Origin of the sequence: Bacillus sp. 22-7 (assembly GCF_010628845.1) — a bacterium.
Classification (GTDB): Bacteria; Bacillota; Bacilli; order Bacillales; family Cytobacillaceae; genus Cytobacillus; species Cytobacillus firmus_B.
Map to the genome: position 1 here is coordinate 111,248 of NZ_NJQY01000004.1, position 22,291 is coordinate 133,538.

The 22,291-nt window shown below is 43.3% G+C and carries 19 protein-coding genes; 14 read left to right on the top strand and 5 right to left on the bottom strand.

The features are described 5' to 3' along the window. Window positions 1-6 precede the first annotated feature (6 nt). The 6 genes from CE058_RS24960 (at window position 7) to CE058_RS24965 (ending at window position 10,202) form a co-directional block, all read left to right on the top strand. Window positions 7-768, top strand: a complete 762-nt coding sequence (locus CE058_RS24960) for a methyl-accepting chemotaxis protein (protein WP_353618123.1) — start codon at window positions 7-9, stop codon at window positions 766-768. 204 nt (window positions 769-972) lie between these two features. After that, window positions 973-4,491: a bifunctional 2',3'-cyclic-nucleotide 2'-phosphodiesterase/3'-nucleotidase gene (locus CE058_RS02465; RefSeq protein WP_163140090.1), complete on the top strand. Its 3,519-nt coding sequence runs from the start codon at window positions 973-975 to the stop codon at window positions 4,489-4,491. Between the two features lie 230 nt (window positions 4,492-4,721). Beyond that, entirely contained in the window at window positions 4,722-7,109 is a 2,388-nt protein-coding gene (locus CE058_RS02470; RefSeq protein WP_163140092.1) for an immune inhibitor A domain-containing protein, read from the top strand. A 167-nt stretch (window positions 7,110-7,276) separates the two neighbouring features. Beyond that, window positions 7,277-8,401, top strand: coding sequence for a DEAD/DEAH box helicase (locus CE058_RS02475; protein ID WP_163140094.1), 1,125 nt, complete (start codon window positions 7,277-7,279; stop codon window positions 8,399-8,401). Between the two features lie 126 nt (window positions 8,402-8,527). Beyond that, complete coding sequence (locus tag CE058_RS02480) at window positions 8,528-10,009, top strand: amidase family protein (protein ID WP_163140287.1); 1,482 nt, start codon at window positions 8,528-8,530, stop codon at window positions 10,007-10,009. Between the two features lie 58 nt (window positions 10,010-10,067). Beyond that, a complete protein-coding gene (locus CE058_RS24965) occupies window positions 10,068-10,202 on the top strand; it encodes a hypothetical protein (RefSeq protein WP_258549819.1) in 135 nt (44 codons plus the stop codon). A 414-nt stretch (window positions 10,203-10,616) separates the two neighbouring features. On the opposite strand, the gene CE058_RS02485 is transcribed toward CE058_RS24965, so the two are convergent. Beyond that, window positions 10,617-12,143: an FAD-dependent oxidoreductase gene (locus CE058_RS02485; RefSeq protein WP_163140096.1), complete on the bottom strand. Its 1,527-nt coding sequence runs from the start codon at window positions 12,141-12,143 to the stop codon at window positions 10,617-10,619. 211 nt (window positions 12,144-12,354) lie between these two features. Between CE058_RS02485 and CE058_RS02490 the strand changes: the two genes are divergently transcribed. The 5 genes from CE058_RS02490 (at window position 12,355) to CE058_RS02510 (ending at window position 17,785) form a co-directional block, all read left to right on the top strand. After that, a complete protein-coding gene (locus CE058_RS02490) occupies window positions 12,355-12,585 on the top strand; it encodes a hypothetical protein (RefSeq protein WP_048010600.1) in 231 nt (76 codons plus the stop codon). Window positions 12,586-12,593: 8 nt separating this feature from the next. Further along, a complete protein-coding gene (locus tag CE058_RS02495; protein ID WP_227888934.1) occupies window positions 12,594-13,751 on the top strand; it encodes a GerAB/ArcD/ProY family transporter in 1,158 nt (385 codons plus the stop codon). Then, window positions 13,748-15,337, top strand: coding sequence for a spore germination protein (locus CE058_RS02500; protein WP_048010602.1), 1,590 nt, complete (start codon window positions 13,748-13,750; stop codon window positions 15,335-15,337). The genes CE058_RS02495 and CE058_RS02500 overlap by 4 nt, the downstream gene beginning before the upstream one ends. Further along, window positions 15,334-16,527, top strand: coding sequence for a Ger(x)C family spore germination protein (locus tag CE058_RS02505; RefSeq protein ID WP_048010603.1), 1,194 nt, complete (start codon window positions 15,334-15,336; stop codon window positions 16,525-16,527). Before CE058_RS02500 ends, CE058_RS02505 begins: the two co-directional genes overlap by 4 nt. A 124-nt stretch (window positions 16,528-16,651) precedes the next feature. Further along, complete coding sequence (locus CE058_RS02510) at window positions 16,652-17,785, top strand: trans-sulfuration enzyme family protein (protein ID WP_048010604.1); 1,134 nt, start codon at window positions 16,652-16,654, stop codon at window positions 17,783-17,785. A 5-nt stretch (window positions 17,786-17,790) separates the two neighbouring features. On the opposite strand, the gene CE058_RS02515 is transcribed toward CE058_RS02510, so the two are convergent. Continuing rightward, window positions 17,791-18,282, bottom strand: coding sequence for a hypothetical protein (locus CE058_RS02515; RefSeq protein WP_163140098.1), 492 nt, complete (start codon window positions 18,280-18,282; stop codon window positions 17,791-17,793). A gap of 174 nt (window positions 18,283-18,456) precedes the next feature. On the opposite strand from CE058_RS02515, the gene mutM reads away from it, so the two are divergent. After that, window positions 18,457-19,266, top strand: a complete 810-nt coding sequence (gene mutM / locus CE058_RS02520) for a bifunctional DNA-formamidopyrimidine glycosylase/DNA-(apurinic or apyrimidinic site) lyase (protein ID WP_048010606.1) — start codon at window positions 18,457-18,459, stop codon at window positions 19,264-19,266. A gap of 34 nt (window positions 19,267-19,300) precedes the next feature. Here mutM and CE058_RS24650 read toward each other — a convergent pair whose 3' ends face one another. Then, entirely contained in the window at window positions 19,301-19,444 is a 144-nt protein-coding gene (locus tag CE058_RS24650) for a hypothetical protein (RefSeq protein WP_175609172.1), read from the bottom strand. Window positions 19,445-19,623: 179 nt separating this feature from the next. On the opposite strand from CE058_RS24650, the gene rraA reads away from it, so the two are divergent. Together rraA and CE058_RS02530 are read left to right on the top strand one after the other, a co-directional pair. Then, window positions 19,624-20,103 carry a ribonuclease E activity regulator RraA gene (gene rraA, locus CE058_RS02525; protein WP_048010607.1) on the top strand — a complete coding sequence of 160 codons (480 nt, stop codon included), beginning with the start codon at window positions 19,624-19,626 and terminating at the stop codon, window positions 20,101-20,103. An 89-nt stretch (window positions 20,104-20,192) separates the two neighbouring features. After that, window positions 20,193-20,450, top strand: a complete 258-nt coding sequence (locus CE058_RS02530; RefSeq protein WP_048010608.1) for a hypothetical protein — start codon at window positions 20,193-20,195, stop codon at window positions 20,448-20,450. Window positions 20,451-20,481: 31 nt separating this feature from the next. Here CE058_RS02530 and CE058_RS02535 read toward each other — a convergent pair whose 3' ends face one another. Further along, on the bottom strand, window positions 20,482-21,417 hold the full coding sequence (locus tag CE058_RS02535) for a VanW family protein (RefSeq protein WP_163140100.1): 936 nt from the start codon (window positions 21,415-21,417) through the stop codon (window positions 20,482-20,484). Window positions 21,418-21,592: 175 nt separating this feature from the next. Then, a complete protein-coding gene (locus CE058_RS02540; protein WP_048010610.1) occupies window positions 21,593-22,102 on the bottom strand; it encodes a hypothetical protein in 510 nt (169 codons plus the stop codon). Between the last annotated feature and the right edge of the window lie 189 nt (window positions 22,103-22,291).

Consider the following 22,291-nt stretch of genomic DNA (forward strand, 5'->3'; position numbering starts at 1 on the left):
GCCAGAATGAATGAACTCAATGAATTAAATGCTTCAAATGCCCATCTGCAGAAAGAATTAAATTCTATCAGCCAGGAAGTAGCAGCCTCGGTCCAGCAAACGGAAGCTTCGATCAATGAGACAAGCTTAAAAGCCGATCAAATCCGCAGGGAAACCGAAACAACGCAAAAAAGCAGCAAAAATCTGCTGAACCTGACTAACCTCAACCAAACACAAATGGGTGAGATGGTTCATGCTTTCAATAAAGTCCTTCAGGATGTGGAGAAGTCTATAAGCGGAATTGAAGCATTAAAAGGAATCTCTGAGCAAATTATCACGATGACAAAAGGGATTGAGGATATTGCCGATCAGACGAACCTGCTGGCACTGAATGCATCTATTGAGGCAGCCCGGGCGGGTGATGAAGGACGTGGATTTGCTGTAGTGGCAACCGAAGTGAGAAAGCTTGCAGAAAACTCTAAGAAGATGAGCAGCCATATCAAGGAACAAATCGAAAAAAGCGACAATCAAATCAGCGTGCTGGTTGATACGATGAACTCCATGAATCTCTCAACAAAAGAATCACAAGCTCAGATTCAGCAGGTTAAAGGCGGGCTTGTTACCGTGAAAATGGAAATGAAACAGTATCTGGACATGTTCGGCCGCAATAAAACAGACCTCGACAGCATTGTTCAGTCCATTCAGGAAATTAATCATACAACCGAAAGCCTGTCCCTTCTTGCAAATGAGCTGAAGGAAAAGGCTGAGGGTGGAGATAGGAATTATTAATCTCTATTATAATAACTAGTTAAAATGATGCAGCATCCTTTGGGGGTGCTGTTTTTTTTAGGTATTTAGAAACTGATTTTTACAAAAAATTAATAAATCGCCACACGAAACGCTCCTATTTACTCATTCTCAAATAAGTCTAAAAATAGATAGAATTATGAATGTTATCATCCTAATCTACTAATATCGAGGAGATGTATCCATTTGAAAAATCCTGCGCGCAAATTAGGTAAAACAATTCTTGCTGCAACTATGTCCCTATCTGTCTTGGCAGCTCCTGTTTCATATGATTCTGTAATGGCAGCAAAGCCTGATCATACAGGGAAACCTGAACATCAATTCAGCCATGAAGTAAGCCTTCGGATACTGGGAACAACGGATATACACACACACCTTTATAACTATGATTACTATAAAGATGCAGAAACCATTGAATTTGGACTGGCTAAAACAGCTACCTTAATTAAACAGGCAAGAAAAGAATCAAAGAATACATTATTATTTGACAACGGCGACTTAATCCAGGGAAATCCGCTTGGCGATTATAAAGCAAAAGTAGATAAGCTTGAGGATGGGGAAGTGCACCCTGTTTTCAAGGCTATGGAACTATTAGATTATGATGCCGCTACGGTAGGAAACCATGAATTCAATTATGGGCTCGATTATCTGGATGAGGTCCTGGATGATTCGCCATTTCCTTATGTGAATGCCAATGTCTACAAAGATGACCACGATCTAAATCCGGAAAATGATAAAAATTATTTTAAGCCATATAAAATCATCAAGAAAAAAGTGGTTGATGAAAAAGGCAGAAACCAGGTTATTAAGGTTGGGGTTATCGGTGCTGTGACTCCGCAGATTACACAATGGGACAAAGCCAATCTTGATGGAAAAATCATCACAAAAGACATTGTAAAATCAGTAGAAGCTAATATTCCTAAAATGAAAGAAGAAGGTGCGGACATTATCATTGCGCTTGCACACTCCGGCATGGGGGATGCAGCATATGCTGAAATGGAAGAGAATGCAGCCTACGACTTAACAAAAGTAGAAGGCATTGATGCGGTCATTTCCGGACACAACCATAAGAATTTTCCGGGAGATTTCACCGATCTTCCTGGAGTAGATACAGAAAAGGGAACGGTCAACGGGGTGCCGTTCATCATGCCGGGCAGCTGGGGCAACCAGCTTGGCGTTATGGACCTGACCATTGCCAAGGTAAAGGGCAAGTGGCAGGTTAAGGATTCCCAGTCATCTTTAAGGTCTATTTTCAGAAGCTATAAAAATGAATCCGGCGCGACCGTCAAGGAAAGCCTGGCAGATGCAGATCCTGCTATTTTGAAAGCTGTAAAGGAAGAGCATGAAGGAACCGTGAATTATGTCCGCCAGCCTGTCGGGGAAACAACAGCGGATATCCACAGCTATTTTGCACTTGTAAAAGATGATCCTTCCATTCAAATTGTAACGAATGCACAAAAGTGGTATATCGAGAAGCAATTAATAGGAACGCCGGATGAAAATACACCCGTGCTTTCAGCGGGAGCTCCATTTAAAGCAGGCGGCCGCAACGGGGCGAGCTATTACACATATATCCCTGAAGGCACAATCGCCATCAAAAATGTAGCTGATCTATATTTGTATCCCAATACAGTCGCTACGGTAAAAATTAAAGGTGCAGATGTGAAAGAATGGCTTGAAATGTCTGCAGGGCAGTTCAATCAGATAAAAGAAAATGAAGCAGGAGAACAGTCTCTCATTAATAATGATTTCCCTACTTATAACTATGATGTAATCGATGGTGTGACATATGAGATCGATGTAACAGAACCTGCTAAGTATGATAAGGATGGCAAGCAGATTAATGCTGATGCAAACAGAATCAAAAATCTTCAGTATAACGGAGCACCTATTGATCCAGATCAGGAATTCATCGTTGTGACAAATAATTATCGGGCCAGCGGCACTTTCCCTGGAGTCAGAAACAACACAGCAGTAGAGCTTTATCCGGATGAAAACCGCCAGGCAATCATTGATTATATCCGTGAAGAACAAACCATCGATCCTTCTGCAGATGCCAATTGGTCATTTGCACCGGTTGCCGGTGAAGTAAATGTAACGTTTGAATCTTCACCGGATGCAAAGAATGCAATTGCTGAAGGCAGCGGAATCGGCTACGCCGGTGAAGCAGGCAATGGCTTTTCGAAGTATTCGCTTCAATTTCCGGAGCCAAAGCCTTTTGAAGTCCAGCTTTTGGGAATCAATGATTTCCATGGCCAGCTTGATACATTTAATGCCGGCTTGAATGCGGGCGGAGTCGAATATTTAGCTGCACATTTAAAACAGCGAGAAGCAGCGAACCCCAATACAATCATGCTGCATGCCGGTGATGCAGTCGGGGCGAGCTCCCCTGTTTCTGCCCTTCTTCAGGACGAGCCAACCATTAATATGCTTAATGAGATCGGTTTTGATATAGGTACAGTCGGAAACCATGAATTCGATGAAGGGGTAGATGAAATGCTCCGTCTCATCAATGGCGGTGCCCATCCTAAAACGGTGGAAAAGTATGGTGAGTTTGAAGGAGCAGACTTTCCGTATGTTGCAGCAAATGTAGTCGATGAAACAACAAAGGAACCAATCCTTGATCCATATGTTATTAAAGAAGTAAATGGAGTGCCTATCGGCTTTATTGGCATTGCCTATTCCGATACTCCTGGAATCGTAACGCCAAGCGGAACAGCTGGAGTAGAATTCACAGACGAAGCGGAAGCGATCAACAAGTATACGGCAGAGCTGAAGGAACAGGGCGTTAAATCGATTGTGGTCATAACTCACAATCCTGCAGTGTCTGATCTGGATGGGGCTAATCCTCAAGAAGAACTCGCAGAAATTGCAAATTCGGTTGATGATGAAGTGGATGTGATGTTCGGCGGGCACAACCATAAGTACACAAACACTGTAGTAGACGGAAAATTGCTTGTTCAATCCTATTCATATGGTACAGCTTTCTCTGATGTAGATTTAACAATTGATCCGGTTTCCGGGGATATTGTTGCTAAAAAAGCTGAAATCGTAAACGCTGCACGTGATATTGAACCAGATGCTGTAATCAAGGAAATGCTGGATGCTTATGTTGCTGATGCAGCTCCAATTTTAAATGAGGTTATCGGCCATACTTCAACTGGCATTTCGAGGGATGTAAATGCTGACGGAGAGTCTCCGATGGGGAACTTAATTGCAGACTCCATGATTGCACAGACCAATACTGACTTTGCCTTCATGAACTCAGGCGGCGTCCGTGCAGGCATTGATGCGGGAGATATTACGTGGAAAGAAGCTTTTACAGTACAGCCTTTCGGAAATGACCTTGTAACATTGACATTGACCGGTGCGCAGATTAAAGAACTTTTTGAACAGCAGTGGGGTTCAAAAGAAAGAATTATGCATGTTTCCGGTTTAAAGGTGACGTATGATTCTTCGAGAGCTGCTGGAGATCGGATCGTTTCTTTAGTAAAGACCAATGGAACGCCAATCACTGCAGAACAAGAATATTCTGTGACAGTAAACAATTATATGGCTGATGGGGGAGACGGTTACAGCGCCCTGTTAAACGGCAAGAACCGCACTGTGGATATCGTCGACCTTGATGCTTTACTCAACTACATCAAAGAACAGAAAGAAGTAAACCCAGTGGTTGAAGGAAGAATTACCAAATTGAATAAATAAAAGTAAGGGGGCATCAGAGCAGTCTGATGCTCTCTTTTTTTATACCCCTAAATAAGCATTAATACCCAATTATTTTTTCCTGCTGAATAAATTGATCAAAATTACCTACTAAAATGTTATCAAAATATTAAAATAACAGTATTGTTAGACTATTAAAAACTTTATGTTAGTTTGATAGAATTAATCTCGCACTTCGGAAATTCAGAAAAACTAAATAGGAGGCTATGAGAATGAGTAATAAGAATAAACCTTTTAAGGTTGTATCTTCCATTACAGCCAGCACGATGATGGCAGCTGCACTATTTGCGGGATCTTTTGCCGGGACAACAGCAGCTCCTTCAAAAGCTTCAGCAGAGGAACTTTCTGCACCGATTGATTTGAATATTGTGAACGAAGACCGGCTCGGGAAGGCATTAAAAGAAAGAGGATTAGTTAAAAAGGATGCTTCTTCCAAAGAAATAGAAAAAGCAGTAAAGGAATACATAAAGGAAAAACAAGGTGAAAAGCAGCCTGGAAGTACAAAGAATAGCCATGGCCATGAGGATGCGTTTGACAAAAAAACAAAGGATTTTTTAACCAAACAAAAAGACAAGCTGTCAAAGCAGCTGAATAAGGGTCATAAAAACTTTAAAAAGGGCAAACCGGACGGATATGTAAAAGTAGATCCGGCCAAAGAAGCAAACTACAATGGTGATGTCAGAACAGACAAAGTGCTTGTGCTTTTAACTGAATTTGAAGATTTCAAGCATAACAATGTAACACAGGAAGAGGGCTACATGTACGCTGATGATTTCAGCAAAGAGCACTATGAAAAACTGATGTTTGGCGATACTGAATTTGAGTTATTTAATGGAGACAAAGTAAAAACATTTAAGCAATTCTATGAAGAGCAGTCCGGAGGCAGCTACACGGTGGACGGCACTGTGTCCGAATGGCTGACGGTCCCTGGAAAAGCGGGCGATTATGGTGATGATAACCCTAACGGAGGCCATGACAATTTATCTCCTCTAGGACCTCGCGACTTAGTAAAAGAGGCTTTAAAAGCAGCTGTAGACGCTGGGATGGATCTTTCAGAATACGATGAATTTGATCTATATGATTTAGATGGAGATGGAAACCTTAACGAGCCTGATGGATTGGTTGACCATCTAATGATTATCCACGCTGGTACAGGACAGGAAGCTGGCGGAGGTGCGCTCGGTGATGATGCCATCTGGTCTCACCGCTGGACGCTTGGCGGAGTATTTGCAGTTCCGAATACAACTGCCAAGGTAGATTATTGGGGCGGAAAAATGGGCGCATTTGATTATACGATTCAGCCTGAAGATGGAGCTGTCGGGGTGTTTGCCCATGAGTTCGGACATGATTTAGGATTGCCGGACGAGTATGATACGCAATACACCGGTCAAGGTGAGCCGGTTGCTTCCTGGTCCATCATGAGCGGCGGCAGCTGGAACGGCAAAATAGCTGGTACAGAGCCAACCAGCTTCTCACCGCAAAACAAAGAATTTTTCCAAAAAGGAATGGGCGGAAACTGGGCCAATATTATGGAAGTAAATTATGAAGATATTGATAAAAAAGGTTTGGCAACAGTTATTGACCAAAGTGTAACCAAATCTAAAAACCCGGGCATTGTAAAAGTAAATCTTCCTGAAAAAGAAGTGAAGGGAATTGAACCTGCGTTTGGAGAGAAATATTACTACAGCACGAAAGGTGATGACCTTCATACCACTTTGACGACGCCTGAATTCGACTTAACAACTGCCAAAGAAGCTGTCTTCAATGCGAAAGTTTATTATGATATTGAGTTTGATTATGATTATCTGACAGTTACTGCAACATCCGATGGCACAGAAACAGTAATTGATACAATTGGTGATGAAGATACAGACGGCGATGCCCGTGCAGAATCTTCAAAAGGACAATGGGTGGATAAGGAATATGACTTAAGCGGATTTGCCGGTAAAAAAGTTAGCCTGACATTCGAATATGTAACAGATGGCGGCTTAGCATTGGACGGATTTGCGATGGATGAAATCACTGTAACAGCTGATGGAAATGTGATTTTCTCAGACGATGCTGAAGGCGCCTCTCAGATGGCACTTGACGGATTCATTGTTTCCAACGGAATCAGCTTTGCGAAGAACCATTATTACCTTGAGTGGAGAAATTACGCAGGCTCCGATACAGCCCTTGCCCAATCAAGAGGTGTAAAATACAACACTGGTTTAGTTGTTTGGTATGCTGATGACAGCCACACAGACAACTGGGTTGGCGTTCATCCGGGAGAAGGTTTTCTTGGAGTGGTGGATTCACATCCGGAAGCCATTACCGGTCTGTTAGATGGCAAAGAAACAGTATCTCAAAGCACAAGATATCAGATTGCAGATGCTGCGTTCTCCTTGGACAAAGCACCAGCATGGGAAGTAAGTTCTCCAACCCGCGGGGATTATGACTACCCTGGTCTTAAAGGAATTTCAGTTTTTGATGATTCCAACAAGTACATCAACAGTCTGATTCCTGATGCAGGACGAATTGTTCCTGAACATGGCTTGAAATTCCAAGTGGTCGGTGAAGCCAAGGACAACTCTGCCGGAGCTGTATGGATTCATAAGTAAGTATTAAGGCACGGATGCCAGAAATGGCTTCGTGCCTTTTCCTGTTAAGGGTGGACAACTTCCTGCCGATAAGCTAGTATCATTACCGATACTAGTTTTTTCCGATTTTTCGGCTATACTAAAAATAATTTATCTGATTACACGCAATAAAGTTAAAGGAGTAACATATGACACAATTTTTTATTGAAAATATGAAACCATTTATCCTGGAGGCATGGAAAAAGTCTGCGTTTACTCAGCCGACGACCATTCAGGCAGAAGCGGTTCCTCCGGCTTTGGAAGGCAGGGATATTATTGCCGAGTCTCCGACTGGAACAGGCAAGACACTTGCTTACCTGCTGCCGGTCCTGGAAAAAATTGATCCGGATAAACAGGCGGTACAGGCTGTCATTTTAGCCTCTTCACAGGAGCTTGTGATGCAGATATTAAGCGAGATCCAAAAATGGGCTGAAGGCAGCGGAATTAAGGCAGCTTCTTTTATCGGCGGAGCTAATGTGAAAAGGCAGCTTGAAAAATTAAAGAAGCATCCGCACATTGCTTTAGGAACGCCGGGACGGGTGCTGGAGCTGATTAAACAAAAAAAGCTGAAAATGCATGAAGTGAAAACCATTGTCCTGGATGAAGGTGATCAGCTTCTCGTTAAGGAACACACTCAGACGGTTCAAAACATTGTTAAATCTACACTTAAAGAACGCCAGGTCCTGTTGTTTTCAGCGACACTGCCGCCGGTTGTTGAGCAGCTTGCAAAAGAACTGACAGCTGATGCTGAAGTCATTCGTGTCGAGAAGGATGAAACCATTCAGGCTGCAGGTGTGGACCATATTTATTTTGTGGCAGAAGCGCGGGACAAAATCAAAATGCTCGAAAAGGTCTCAAGGCTTGAAGATATAAAGGCACTGGTATTTGTCAAGGATATCGGCAACCTCACGGTAATGGCCGAAAAGCTTGATTTTAAAAATATCTCTTCAAGCACTCTGCACAGCGACCTGAGCAAATTTGACAGGCAGAAAGCCATCAAGAACTTCCGCACGGGCAAAACGAATATGCTGATTGCCACAGATGTTGCGGCAAGAGGACTGGACATCAAGGGAGTCACCCATGTCGTACATTTTGACTTCCCGAAGGATATGAATCAATATGTCCACCGCTCGGGAAGAACAGGAAGATTCGGCGCAGGCGGAACCGTTATTTCTCTCGTCACTGAAAGAGAAGAGCGAGAACTTAAAAAAATGGCGAAAGAACTGGGCCTCACTGCCGAAAAGAAAGTCATGCGCGGCGGCCAAATCGTTTAAAAATAAAGTGCCGGGCACCTATATCAATTGGTGCCTGGCATTTTTTTATAAAAAGGAATTTCTCCTTTTCTAAGCGAATTAGTAAGTGGAACTTTATTTCACTAAAGAATAAGGGGAAAATCAATGATGGAGAATCCAAGGCTAAAGAATTTTCATGATGATTATTTGCTTGAAGCCACGATAGAAGAACTGCAGGAAAAAATGCAGAATGGGGAAATCACCTCCAAAGAAATTGTATTAATGTATATGAACCGAATTGGTCAGCTGGATCAAAGCATTCATTCTGTTTTGGAACTCAATCCGGATGCACTGCATATTGCAGCTGCTCTTGATGCGGAAAGAGAAAAGAAGGGGCCACGCAGCCCTCTTCATGGAATACCTATATTGTTAAAGGATAATATCGATACAGGAGACAAGATGCAGACAACTGCCGGGTCACTTGCTTTGAAGGATCACTATGCACAAAGTGATTCATTTGTGGCTTTTCAATTAAGAAAAGCGGGAGCCGTCATTATCGGAAAAACGAATATGACAGAATGGGCCAATTTTATGACAGAAGGGATGCCGAGCGGATACAGCTCACGGGGCGGACAGACCTTAAATCCTTATGGGCCTGGGAAATTTGATGTAGGAGGTTCGAGCGCAGGATCCGGTGCCGCTATTGCCGCTAATTTTGCAGCTGCAGCCATTGGAACGGAGACATCAGGCTCCATACTAAGTCCTGCCAGCCAGAATTCTCTCGTTGGAATTAAGCCGACAGTGGGACTTGTCAGCCGAACCGGAATTATTCCAATTGCCCATAGCCAGGACACTGCAGGGCCTATGGCAAGAACGGTAAAGGATGCAGCATTATTATTGAACGTACTGGCAGTCTCTGATGAAAATGATCCGGTTACCCTGACAAATCAGGATCTGCAGGGGAAGGATTTTACCGCTTTCCTTGATGAAAATGGACTGCATGGCGCACGAATCGGCATTGCCAGGGAGACCTATTTTGACTACTTAAGTTCTGAGAAGCTCGCCGTTATGAATCAAGCTGTAGCCCTGTTAAATGAACTTGGGGCAGAGGTGGTCGACGAAATAGTGATTCCTTCCACAAAAACTGAGTGGAGCTATGATGTCCTGACTTATGAATTTAAAGCGGATGTGAATGCCTATCTGCGGACTGTCGCCCCGCACCTTCATATTCGCACCCTGTCCGATGTCATTGAATTTAATGAAAAAAACAGCGAAAAGTGCTTGAAATACGGTCAATCCATTCTGATTGAAGCGGAGGAAACAAGCGGAGATTTAACGGAAATGGCCTATATATCAGCACTTGAGAAGGATATATATTTTTCAGGGGAGCAGGGCATTGACTATGTAATGCAGGAGCATAATCTGGATGCCATCGTGTTCCCGAATAATTATGGAGCAGGCATCCCGGCAAAAGCGGGATATCCATCCATCACAGTACCTGCCGGGTATACCCCGGAAGGAGAGCCGGTGGGCATTACATTTACAGGACTTGCCTATAGTGAGCCGCTCCTGATCAAACTTGCTTATGCCTTTGAACAGGCTACGAGTCATAGAATAGCACCTGAACTTGGAGTGCCGGCATCAGAATAACTGTTACATAATTGACTCATACTACACCTGATAAAACAAAAAAGGAGCAGATGAGAATATGGGCAGAACCAAACTTGGAAATGGCAATGCACAGCGCAATAACAATAAACACAGACCGCAGCGAACAAGCGAAGAGCTTGTTGAATTCACAACCGGCAGTAAAGAAAAGAAAGAAAACAACGTGCAGGACTGATTGAGCCAAATCCTCCTTTTTAAAGGGGGATTTTTTGCTGCCGCTATCCGAAAATAAAAATGAGCTATACGGTAGTAAAACGGTTTATCCGAAAATAAAAATGAGCTATACGGTAGTAAAACGGTTTATCCGAAAATAAAAATGAGCTATCTGCAAGTAATATCCAGTTATCTGAAAGTAAAAGCGGGCTCCAGCAGTTCAACATCTATAAGGCAGCCATATTTACACCCCAAATGTCTAACCGCACATCAAAAAATGGGCTATCCGCACAGAAAAAATCTTTTCCGCACATAAAATTCAGCTATCCGCACAGAAAATAGGTTTATCCGCACATAAATGGATGGGAATCGGATCAATCACTGCAAATTCCACAAAAAAGACAGTTTCCCATGGGAGACTGTCTATAAAATATTATTATTCTTCCACTTTCTTCAGCGGTTTGGCCGCCGGACCTTCCACAACGGTTCCATCATAGGAAAAGCGGGAGCCGTGGCATGGACAGTCCCATGTGCGGTCACCATGGTTCCATTCGCATTCACATCCCATGTGGGTGCATGTTGTATCCACAAGATGAAGGCTGCCTTCAGGATCTCTGTATGCACCTGTCCGCTTGCCTTTAATCATCACGACGCCGCCTTCATCATTTGACAGATCTCCTGTTTCTTTTGGCACGAATTCAAGCTTGCCTTTGATCAGCTGTCCGGCCACATCTGTATTGGCTGCGATAAATTTTTTTATGCTCGGGTCAGCCTGGAATCTGGATGGCGTAAACAGTTCGGCATAAGGATTGTCTCTTTCCATAATCTGATCCTTTATCAGCATGGCAGCTGCTGTCCCGTTTGTCATACCCCATTTCCGGTAGCCTGTTGCGACAAAGATATTCTTCTGTTTGGACGTGATCGGGCCGATATAAGGGACCTTATCAAGTGTGTATAAATCCTGGGCAGACCATCGATAAGGATAATCGGTAATACCAAGCACCTCTTCCGCAAAGACTTCCAGGGCTTCGTAGTGCTTCATTGTATCCGGCCCATGGCCTGTTTTGTGGCTGTCGCCGCTCACTAAAATGAGCTTGTCTCCATTATAGGGTGTGTACCTCAGCGAGCGGGTCGGTGAATCGGCACTGTAATACATGCCTCCAGGGAAATCCTCTTTGATTTTTACGCCAAGTACATAAGATCTTTCCGGAGATAATCTGGAAAAATAAAAACCTTTCATATCCGCAAAAGGAAAGTGGGAAGCCGCAATGACATATTTGCATTTCAGGCGATAGCCATCTCTGGTTACAACATCAGGAAGACTGCCTTCTTCAATATCTGCTGCTGTTGTATTTTCATACACAATTCCTCCCAATTCCACAAAGTCTTTAAGCAGCTTTTTCAAGTATTTAACCGGATGGAACTGGGACTGGTCAAACATGGAAAGCACGGCTGTAGTATTGATGTTAAACGGAATGCTCTCCTTCATTCCGTGTGGGATTCCGAGTTTTTCATAGGCTTGCCGCTCTTTATCGACTTTTTGTGCATACTCTTCCGATACAGCGTAGATAATTGCTTCTTCATTACTGAAGTCACATTCAATTTGTTTTTCAGTTACTGTGTTCCGGACGAAATTCAGTGCATCAGCCGAAGCCTGATAATAGAGCTTGGCTTTTTCCACGCCAAAGTGGCTGATCAATTCATCATAAATTAAGCCATGCTGTGCCGTCACTTTGGCTGTTGTATGGCCAGTGGTACCGTTCAGAATATTGCCTGCTTCAAGAATCGCCACTTTAAAGCCTTCCTTGGCAAGAAGGTACCCTGCCGTTATCCCGGTAATGCCTCCGCCGACAATTGCAATTTCCGTTTGAGCATCTTCTCTGAGCTTGTCAAAGGCCGGAAGTTCCTCCTCTCTCCAATAAGGCTCTGGATATTGGGGCGTATTGTGGTTGGATGTCGTCATACCCTGTCCTCCTGTAACGTTATATTCGTTCATAATTTTTCCTGCAAACCCTATTTCTATACAATTTCTCCTTCTCTAACCATACCCAAATAATTTTTAATTAATCAGGTGGATTGGTAAATCGGAACCTGGACGGTTTTTTCTTTAATTCTGGATAAAATGGGCAGACCGAGAAAAGATATACAATATCCAATGTTAATGGGGTACAGTCATGATTACATTTAGCTATCTGACCATTTTTCTGCTCTTGGCTATATTGAGCACCATATTTGATATGAAAATATTTGATTATACGTTTTGGGAAGCTTTGAGGAATCTGCTGTTTTCAGAGATTGCCACTGGAAGAATGATTATTATTTTTACTGTTTTGATTGGCTTGGCCTCGAGTGTCGCTGTTGATTTCCGCCTTTTGAAAGCGAGGAAAAAGAAGCTGCCATCATAGATGCTTAATTGAACGTACACATCGTAAAAGGGATTGGTGATGGAATGTTAAAAGAGAATATCTCTCTCAGCCAGCTGCTGACATTGTTGATCAATTTCCTTTTAGGAAGCGCCATTGTTGTCGGAGTAGGCGGGGATGCCAAGAAGGATGCCTGGATTGCCATTGCAGCTTCCGTTATGTTTGGGTTTGGGATCATGCTATTCTATTACTTCCTGATCAGCAGGGTGCCCGGGAAAAATTTTTATGAGCTCATGGAAATTGGTTTTAAAAGACCAATTGCCATTATTTTTTCTAATCTATATGCAGTTTATTTTCTGTACCTTGCCAGCCGGGTGGTCAGGGATTTTGGCGAATTGATTGCTTCGGCCATTCTGCCGTCGACGCCAATTGAGATCATTTCGCTGACCATCTGTCTTGCCATGGCCTATATTTTATATCTCGGTCTTGAAGTACTTGGCAGAACTTCAGAAATTTTTACTCCTTATTTATTCGGATTTTTATTCCTTCTGACCATCCTTTTATTTGCAAGCGGGAATGCCAATTTAAATGAAATAAAGCCCGTGCTCGGTGATGGGGTTAAACCAGTTTTGAAGGCGCTTTTTCCAACTTTAATCGTGTTTCCTTTTGGCGAGCTTATTGCATTTACGCTCATCCTTCCCGTAGTAACCAATTTTAAATATTGCCTGCGTGTGTCATTGCTGGGAGTGGCAATTGCGGGTGCGCTTTTATTATTTGCGATGTTTTTGATGATTGTGACACTTGGATCAGATGCTTTGCTGCGTTCCAATTTTCCCATGCTCAGCTCAGCCCGTGAGGTCTCCATCGGCAATTTCATAGAAAGAATTGATGCGCTCGTTGTTTTTATCATGATGCTGGGGATTTTGGTAAAGGGGTCGGTGTTTATGTTTGCTGGATTGAAGGGCTTGGAATACACCTTCAGACTTCCATACCGGTATTTTTCCCTGCCGGTTGCCATGATTGTTTCAGCTTATTCTGTATTGATATCAGTAAATTTTGGTGACCATTGGCAGGAGGGACTTGAGATGGTCCCATACTTCCTGCATTTGCCGATGCAGTTCGGTCTGCCTTCACTTGTTTTAATCGCAGTTTTATGGAAGAGGCGAAAGAAAAAGGTTAAACCCGGCACGAAGGGGATGAAGTTTTGAGTATTCTTAAGTCACTTTTAAAAATGCGCAAAAAAAAGGAATACCCTGTTCAGATTGAAGAAGCGGCAGTCGCAGGTCCGGATCTTAAAAGCATGAATCTGGAACAGCTGAAGGAAAAAATAAACGCAGAGTTCGGGAACACGATTGATTTAAGCATGGATGAGCTGAAAACAGAAGGCAAAGATGCGCTGCTTATCTATCTTACAACCATGATTGATACTAAATTACTAAAGGAAACGATCCTGCAATCAATCAGCGGGAAAGAGGATGGTTTTAAATTAACAAATGCGGATGATTTAAAGTCTTTATGTAAGGAGAAATTCGGAGGAGCAGGCTATCAGCTGATTGGGTCATTCGATGAGATTATCACCTCTCTGCTTTATGGAAACATCATCATTTTATTTAAAGATATGGAAAAGGGGCTTTCCCTATCCATGGCTATCGGCGAAGACCGGTCCATAACAGAGCCAAGCACTCAGACGGTTATCCGGGGTCCTAAGGATGGGTTCGTGGAGTCGATAACAACAAATGTAAGCCTGCTGAGAAGAAGAATAAAAAACAGAAACCTCCGTTTTGAAAAATTCATCATTGGTTCTGAGACAAACACTTCTGTATACATCGGGTATATGGAAGGCACAGCAAATGAAAAGATCGTTGGAGAGGTACGCAAAAGACTTGGCCAGATAAAGGTGAACGCCATCTTTGAATCCGGTAATATTGAAGAGCTGATTGCAGATAAATCTGCGACACCTTTTCCGCTGGCGCTAAATAGTGAGAGGCCTGATGCGGTGGCTTCCAATTTGCTTGAAGGGAAAATTGCCATCCTTGTCGATGGCACACCTTTTGTACTGGTGGTTCCGGCTGTACTGGTCGATTTCTTTTCCATCGCAGAAGATTATTATCAAAACTTCATGATGGGAAGCTTCTTAAGAATAATCCGATATTTATCCTTTATGATTGCCTTGATTACGCCATCCTTATATGTCGGGATTTTAACCTTTCATCATGAGCTTCTGCCCACGCCCCTCCTTCTCGGGATTATTGCCCAGCGGGAAGGAGTGCCGTTTCCGGCAGTCATTGAAGTAATATTGATGGAGGTAACCTTTGAGATCCTGAGGGAAGCAGGTGTCCGGATGCCAAGGGCTGTCGGGCAGACTGTTTCAATTGTAGGGGCTCTCGTAATCGGACAGGCTGCAGCAGAAGCAGGGATTATATCGAATATTATGGTCATCATTGTCGCTATTACAGCCATCGCCAATTTTGTATCGCCCACTTATAGTTTTGCTGCAGCAGCAAGGCTGTTAAGGTTTCTCCTGATTATTGTGTCGGCCATATTGGGCTTATATGGCGTCCTGATAGTACTTGTTTTTATTGTGGCCCATCTGAGCTCTCTCAGATCTTTTGGCGTTCCATATCTTTCGCCGGTTGCACCGTTTATCATCGAGCAGCAGAAGGATGTATTTTTCCGATTCCCGATCTGGAGCATGAGGAAGAGGCCTGCTTATTTAAAAACGCAGAATCCTGAAAAATTTCCAAAGACAGGGTCGCCTTCTCCTCCCCCAATGAAAGGAGAGCAGCCCAATTGAAAAAATTTGGTGTGATGTCCGCCATTGTTTTGACGGTTATACTGCTCTCTGGATGCTGGGACCAGAGAGAGCTGGGTGAAATAACCGTTGTGACAGGAATGGCTGTGGATAAGGGCGAGGATGGTAAATATACCCTGACTGTTGAAGGTATTAATGCAACAGAGTTGAATAACCGCACCGCCAGCGGCTATGCTCCTTCCATTGTTTATTCTGCTGAAGGAAACTCTTTGGCTGAACTGACTTATAGAGTGAACGAAGGGATATCCAGGCATTTGATCTATTCCCACATGCGCACTCTGATTATCGGAGAAGAGCTTGCAGAAGAAGGCATTATTGACTTTATTGATTTCTTGGAGAGAAACAGAGAAATTCGGGATGATTTTAATATTTTGATTGCAAGAGGGGCCAAGGGCTCTGATGTTCTAAAAGTGACGTATCAATTCCAGAAATCAACTTCTTTAAAATTGCACACGCAGCTGGACACCATGATGAAGGATTGGGGTGGAGACCCAGGAGTGAGGATGAATGATGTTATTACAGCCTGGACCGCCCCGGGACGCCAGCCTGTAATGGCCGCTGTCAGGATTAAGGGTGACCCGGAAGCTGGCGCCAGTGCGGAAAATATGATGAAGGTCACCCCGGATGCGCTTGTCGTCCTGGACTCACTGGCTATATTCAAAGGTGATAAGCTGGAAGGGTTTCTGACATTGGAGGATTCAAGAAATTACTTATGGATTCAGAATAAAATTAATAAAACATCCATTACCGTTAAGTGCAATGAAAGCCAGTATATGGGGCTTAGAGTATATGATACAAGGACAAAGGTTAAAGGGAAACTCGAAAATGGAAAAGCAAAGATAGATATAAAAATCAGAGCAGAGGCGTATATTGATGGGACTCATTGCAACGATCAGTTTGATAAGGCAAAGACATATGAAGAAAATGGAGAAATTGCCCAAAAGCAGATTAATGATATGGTTGGAAAAACGATTGAGAAGGTTCAGCAGGAATATGGCACCGATATTTTTGGTTTTGGTGAAGTTGTGCTGAGACAGGATTATCAGAACTTCAAAAAAGTCCAGAATAACTGGGACGAAAAATTTGCTGATGCGGATATACAAGTAGACACAGCATTAATCATTCGGCGAACGGGCATCAGGACTAAAAGCTTTCTGAAGGAAGTAAAGTAGTGATCCTTTCATTCATTGACGCATAAAAGCTGTATTGATATAATTTTTTATAAATTCAGCTAATTATTATTAAAAAGGTCTGGGCACTTCTCCAGACTTATTTCTTTTAAAGGGGAAAGGCCAAATGAATTTCGAAACTTCTGTTCTGCATAGAAAAAATAACAGCAATCGCAAAATTAAAAGTAAAGTCACACCCATCTATCAAACCTCCGCTTTTGCTTTCAGCGATCTTGATGAGCTGGAGGGATTTTATCAGGGGAACGGCAACTATCTTTATTCCCGGGTGGGAAATCCGAATACAGATGAGCTTGGTGAATTAATTGCCGGCCTTGAAGGAGCGCCAGCCGGGACAGCTGCCTCCTCCGGTTTATCTGCCATCCTCTCGGGAGTGCTTGCTGTGGTCAAAAGCGGCGACCATATTGTGGCTGCCGATGACCTGTACGGAGGCAGCTTCCATTTAATTAAGGAAGAGCTGACACAGCTCGGTATTGAAGTTACATTTGTGCCATTTTCTGATGCTCATCAGGTGGAGGGGGCCATTAAGGAAAATACAAAACTTCTATACTCAGAAAGCATCACAAATCCTTTATTGCGAGTGGAAGACCTTGAAGAAGTCGTCCGTCTGGCGAAGAAGCATCATCTCGTTACCCTGATTGATAATACATTTGCCACTCCTTATCATTGCAAGCCCTATTTGAAAGGCATTGATCTAGTTGTCCACAGTGCAACCAAATACATAGGCGGGCACAGTGATATCACTGCAGGTGTCCTCGTGGGAGATGAAGAGCTGGTTGGAAAAGCGCGCGGCAAAATTGTAAACCTCGGGGCAAATCTAAGTCCGTTTGAAGCCTGGCTGACCTGCAGGGGAGTGAAAACGCTGGCTCTCAGAATGAAGCAGCAGTCTGCCAATGCCAGAAAAGTGGCAAGGGCATTAGAGCAAAACCAGGAAGTAAACAAAGTCTATTATCCTTTTCACCACGGCGAAGAAGGGTTCGGTGCCATCGTCACGATTGAATTGTCTGACACTGCTGATGTGAATAAGTTTTTTAAAGAGCTTGGATGGATTAAAATTGTGCCGACACTTGCGGGTGTTGAAACGTCCGTATCTCATCCCCTGACAACATCCCACCGGGCACTGCCTCCTGAAGTATGCAAAGAACTCGGCATTACCAAGCAGGTGGTAAGGATATCCATTGGCATTGAACATGCGGATGATATTATTGCGCAGCTGAATGAGGCTGTTAATCGGAGTCTGTGAGGATCTTAGATGCTCTCGAGCTGGTCAAACAGCCAAAACTTCAATAAAACCAAAAAAATAACAGTTAAGATGAAGTTTTTCAGACTGAATGTCAACTTGCCATTCTTGGGCAAAACAATGCCCATTGAAACCAGGTACCAGAACCACTTCTTATTGGTCAATCTATTCGGATTGGTGAATTGCCCCTGCTGTTTCTTTTTATTTTCATGCCGGGCCCAGAGAAGTACAACGATGATATCAAGACATGAGCCGATGGCTATGGCTGTGATCACAAAAGTATTGGATGGCTGCCATTTTCCTTCGTTCTCAGCTGCTTTCTTTTCCTGATTGTGCTTTTGAATATGGAGTTCTTTGGAGAAAGCAGAAGAAATTTCTGAAGGCTGTTCCTGTTGAAAAGCGGGTTTGAATGAGGCAGCCGCAAAAATTAAACTTCCTAATAACGCAATATAAATGATAAAAAACATTAAAGCCTGATTGCTGGAATGGTTCTTTTGCATATGGAAAAACCTCCCTATATCATCATCGTACCATTTCTAACATCAAAATATTGGAAACTATTGTTACGAAAAGTTGAACAAACGAAAAAAATTGATTGTGCAGTTTTCAGGAATGAAGTGAATCCTTCCATTAAATACTAAGGTAACAGTATTTTAGGAAGGAGCTGACACACCATGCCTGAGCTTCCGGAAATGGAAACCTACAGAAGGCTGTTAACGGAGAAACTGGTCCCTAAAGTCATTACTGATGTAGAGGTAAACCGCGAAAAATCAATAAATGTGCAGCCTGCCCAATTCAAAAGTCAGCTGATTAATGTGCAAATAACGCAAATCCAAAGAAGGGCCAAGCACCTTATTTTTAAGTTGAGCTCCGGTAAAAATCTGCTGCTGCACCTTATGCTCGGGGGATGGATGTATATCGGCAGCGAAGCGGACAATCCTGACAGAACCAAACAGGTTATTATTTCTTTTGGTGATAAAAAGCTTTATTTTATTGGATTAAGACTTGGCTATCTGCATTTGCTGACAGACTCAGAGGTGGATAAGGAGCTTTCCCATCTGGGGCCGGAGCCTCTGGATCACACATTGGGATTTCCGGCCTTCCGGGAACTGATCGGAAGCAGAAGAGGAATGCTGAAAACGACATTTGTCAATCAGAAGTTTCTCTCCGGAATAGGCAACTGCTACAGCGATGAAATCTGTTTTGAGGCCGGACTGCTGCCAATGAAAAAAGCAGATGAATTGAATGAGGATGAAATAAAAATCCTGTATCAGTCCATGAAGGGCGTATTAACCCGTGCCATTCAGTTTGGGGGCTATATGGAAGAGCCCTTATTTAAAGGAGATGCCAAAACCGGGGGTTATAATGAGCAGTGCAGGGTCTATGACAGAGAAGGAGAACCATGCCTCCGCTGCAGCAGCCCTATAGTCAAAGAAGAAATATCCTCACGAAAAACGTTCTATTGTGCAAATTGTCAAAGCTAGAAAAGAGGCTGCCAATTCCGGCAGCCTCTTTTCACTACTCTTTCGAATCACTCTGAATCCTGTCAACAGTCGTGGAATCGCGGGAATCCATTGCACCCTTTAGAAAATGGACAAGCATAAATCCGACCAGCCCCAATGAAACAATAAAACCGATTGTAATAGCCCACATTAAAGCCATCCTTTAACCTCCCTTTTCTATTAGCGCAGAATTTCCTTACTAAAAGATATATGCCTGAAATCTGCAATCTTTCCCTTTCGATTATGAAAAAAGGAAGGGAACAGGCTGCTGCATATCGAAGTATTGAAAGATGGCATAATGAGGTTTACAGCCAAAAGTGCTAAAGGAGGAGATCTCTTTTGGATTTTAAAACGGCAGACTTATGTGATGAACACAGCCAGGAGCTGCGTATTTGCCAGCAGGAGTTTAAATCTTATGGGCAAAAAAGAAAGTTTTCCGGCCCCATTTCTACGGTTAGAGTGTTTGAAGATAACGTGCTGGTCAAAGAGTCGCTGGAGTCCATTCCGGAGGGAAGTGTCCTGGTGGTGGATGGCGGAGGTTCAAAAAGATGCGCACTAATGGGGGACAGGCTTGGTGAGATAGCTCAATCAAGAAAGCTTGCCGGTGTGATTATTTATGGATGCGTTCGGGATACTGTGGAGCTTGGAAGACTGGATACAGGCATCCTGGCACTTGGCTCAAATCCTTTGAAGAGCAGAAAAGAAGGAAAAGGGGACCGCAGCATTCCTGTTACATTTGGCGGGATTGACTGGAAGCCGGGTGAATATGTATATGCAGATGAAGATGGAGTGATTGTCTCTTCTGTACCGCTTATTTAAAGTTGAACACCCGCTTATGAGCGGGTGTTTTCTATCTTTGGCACTTTCCTGCTTAACACAGAATACCGTATCTAAAGGGGGTGCACAGCATGATTATCATCTTTTTGCTTTTATGGGCAGCCGGCATTTATCTTTTGTTCCGCAGCAGGAATGAGGAAGAAGAACACTTGGTGCTGAAGCTGATTGGTTATTATCTATTAGGAACATTTACTTTTAGTTTTAATGGCATTGTTCTGCCGGTTGGTTTTGTGATCAGTTTATTCCTGAAGCCCCGGCAGAACAGAAGCGTGAAGCGGGTCTCTGCGATTTTTGGGCTGGTAATAATGCTCCTTGGTCTTTTTTTATAGACTTTCACCATTTCGAATGAAATGAAGGCTTTCAATCCTCTTTAACCGCTTCCTTTTCAATGCTGATTTCTTCCGGCAGCATTGTTGAAGCCTTCGGGACCTGGCGGGGCTCATAGTCTATTTCATCAGATGAGTATATTCTGATCACCATCTGGCCGTGCAGGGCTTTTGCCCTTATAAGCAGGGGAAAGCTGTAACGGTTCTTAAAGGTGAAATCAGGACCATACCAGCTTACCGTTGCATCCCGGCCGGGCGGTACATATGGAACCTTCTTGCTGTGGGAATAACGCTCGAGTACCTTCACGCCTGCCCTGTCAACTGCATTGAACAGAGTGGAGGAAACCTGGCAGATCCCGCCGCCGATATCTTCTGACAACTCCCCTCTTACGATCACCGGAGCGCGCATGTAGCCTTTCCCCGCCGTTCTTTTGCCGACAGCCCGGTTAAAAGAAAATACTTCATTCGGAAACACAACAGTATTATCAAGAGCTTCGGCTGCAAGCTGAATATTATGAGAGCGTGAGGTGTTATTCGGATTAAAGTATGTAGCATACTGGCCGATCATTTTAACCCGGATATGGGAAAGCAGGTCCCGGTCGACTCTTGGATAAACGGGGAGCATCGGAATCTCAATTCTGCCCGGCCCTTTATGATAAAAATAGGAATAAAAAATATCTGTGAATGCTTTACGGTGCAGTATTCTGCCGGGTTTCTCAGCAACGATCCGCCCGCTATCACCTATATAAGCGTTCATAGGCGGAATATACGTCTGACGATCCAATGTCTCAAGCAGCTGAATGAACCGTTCACTATCTACCAGAGGAAGCCCGGGAAAAGGTATTTGATAGTCTATTCTGCTGATAGTTGAAATGGGTTTGCCGTCGTTTTCGATGGATAAATCTTCTGGGGGTCCAGCAGTCTGTGTTTGTGCTAATATCATAATCCCTAATATCCATGAGAAATACATATCACACTTCACCTCCGCCATTAGTATTGGCAGGAAAGAATTCTTTCATGTGCCGAAAGAACTGTTTATCAGGCAATTTCAATCAGCATTGGCCGCTTGCTGCAAGAAGCAATTATGAAATGAAACACACATAAAAAGGAAGCTCCGGTGATCGGGGCTTCCTTGTGAATGCCTATTATCTTTTTTCATCAACCAGCTGGCAGTCTGCTGAGGAATCATCTTCATTTTTATCAACCCAGAGCTTGTACATGGCTTTCCCGTCACTAAGTGTTCCATCTGCCATATCCATTGGCAGCAGGGCGAAAAAGACATAATAAAAGGAAAAATAGACGAATTGGTACCACAGCATATTAGCATCCAGAATACCAATTCGAATCAAGTGATTCACAAGAAAAATACTGGCAATGTTTAAAATGGATCCTCCTAAAAAGATAAGAGATTTGGTCAGTTTATTGTTGTATGTTAAAGATGTATACTCACATCCCCCATACCAGAAGTAAAACCGCCTAACCTCCAAATACCTCGTTGAAAACAGGATTTTACCTGTGCCAATAATAACCCGGATCCCTTTCCCGCCAAAAATGGCTGCAAAGAATATATGACCAAGTAAATGAATGAGTGTCACTATTGGGAATACCACAAAAAAGGCTTGCATGAACTTCATAAAATCATCATACCCAAACATGGGAAGACCTCCACTTCAATAGATGTGTATCAAAAACTGCATATTGCAGACATCATTATTATTTGTTTGCATACCCCATGTGTACCCCCCTGTCTGCTGTTCTAACGTACATTCTTTTTCCAGATTTCCCAGCTTTATCGCAGTCTAACGGGCAGTAAGACCCCCATTCAAGACTCAGAGGAATCAAAG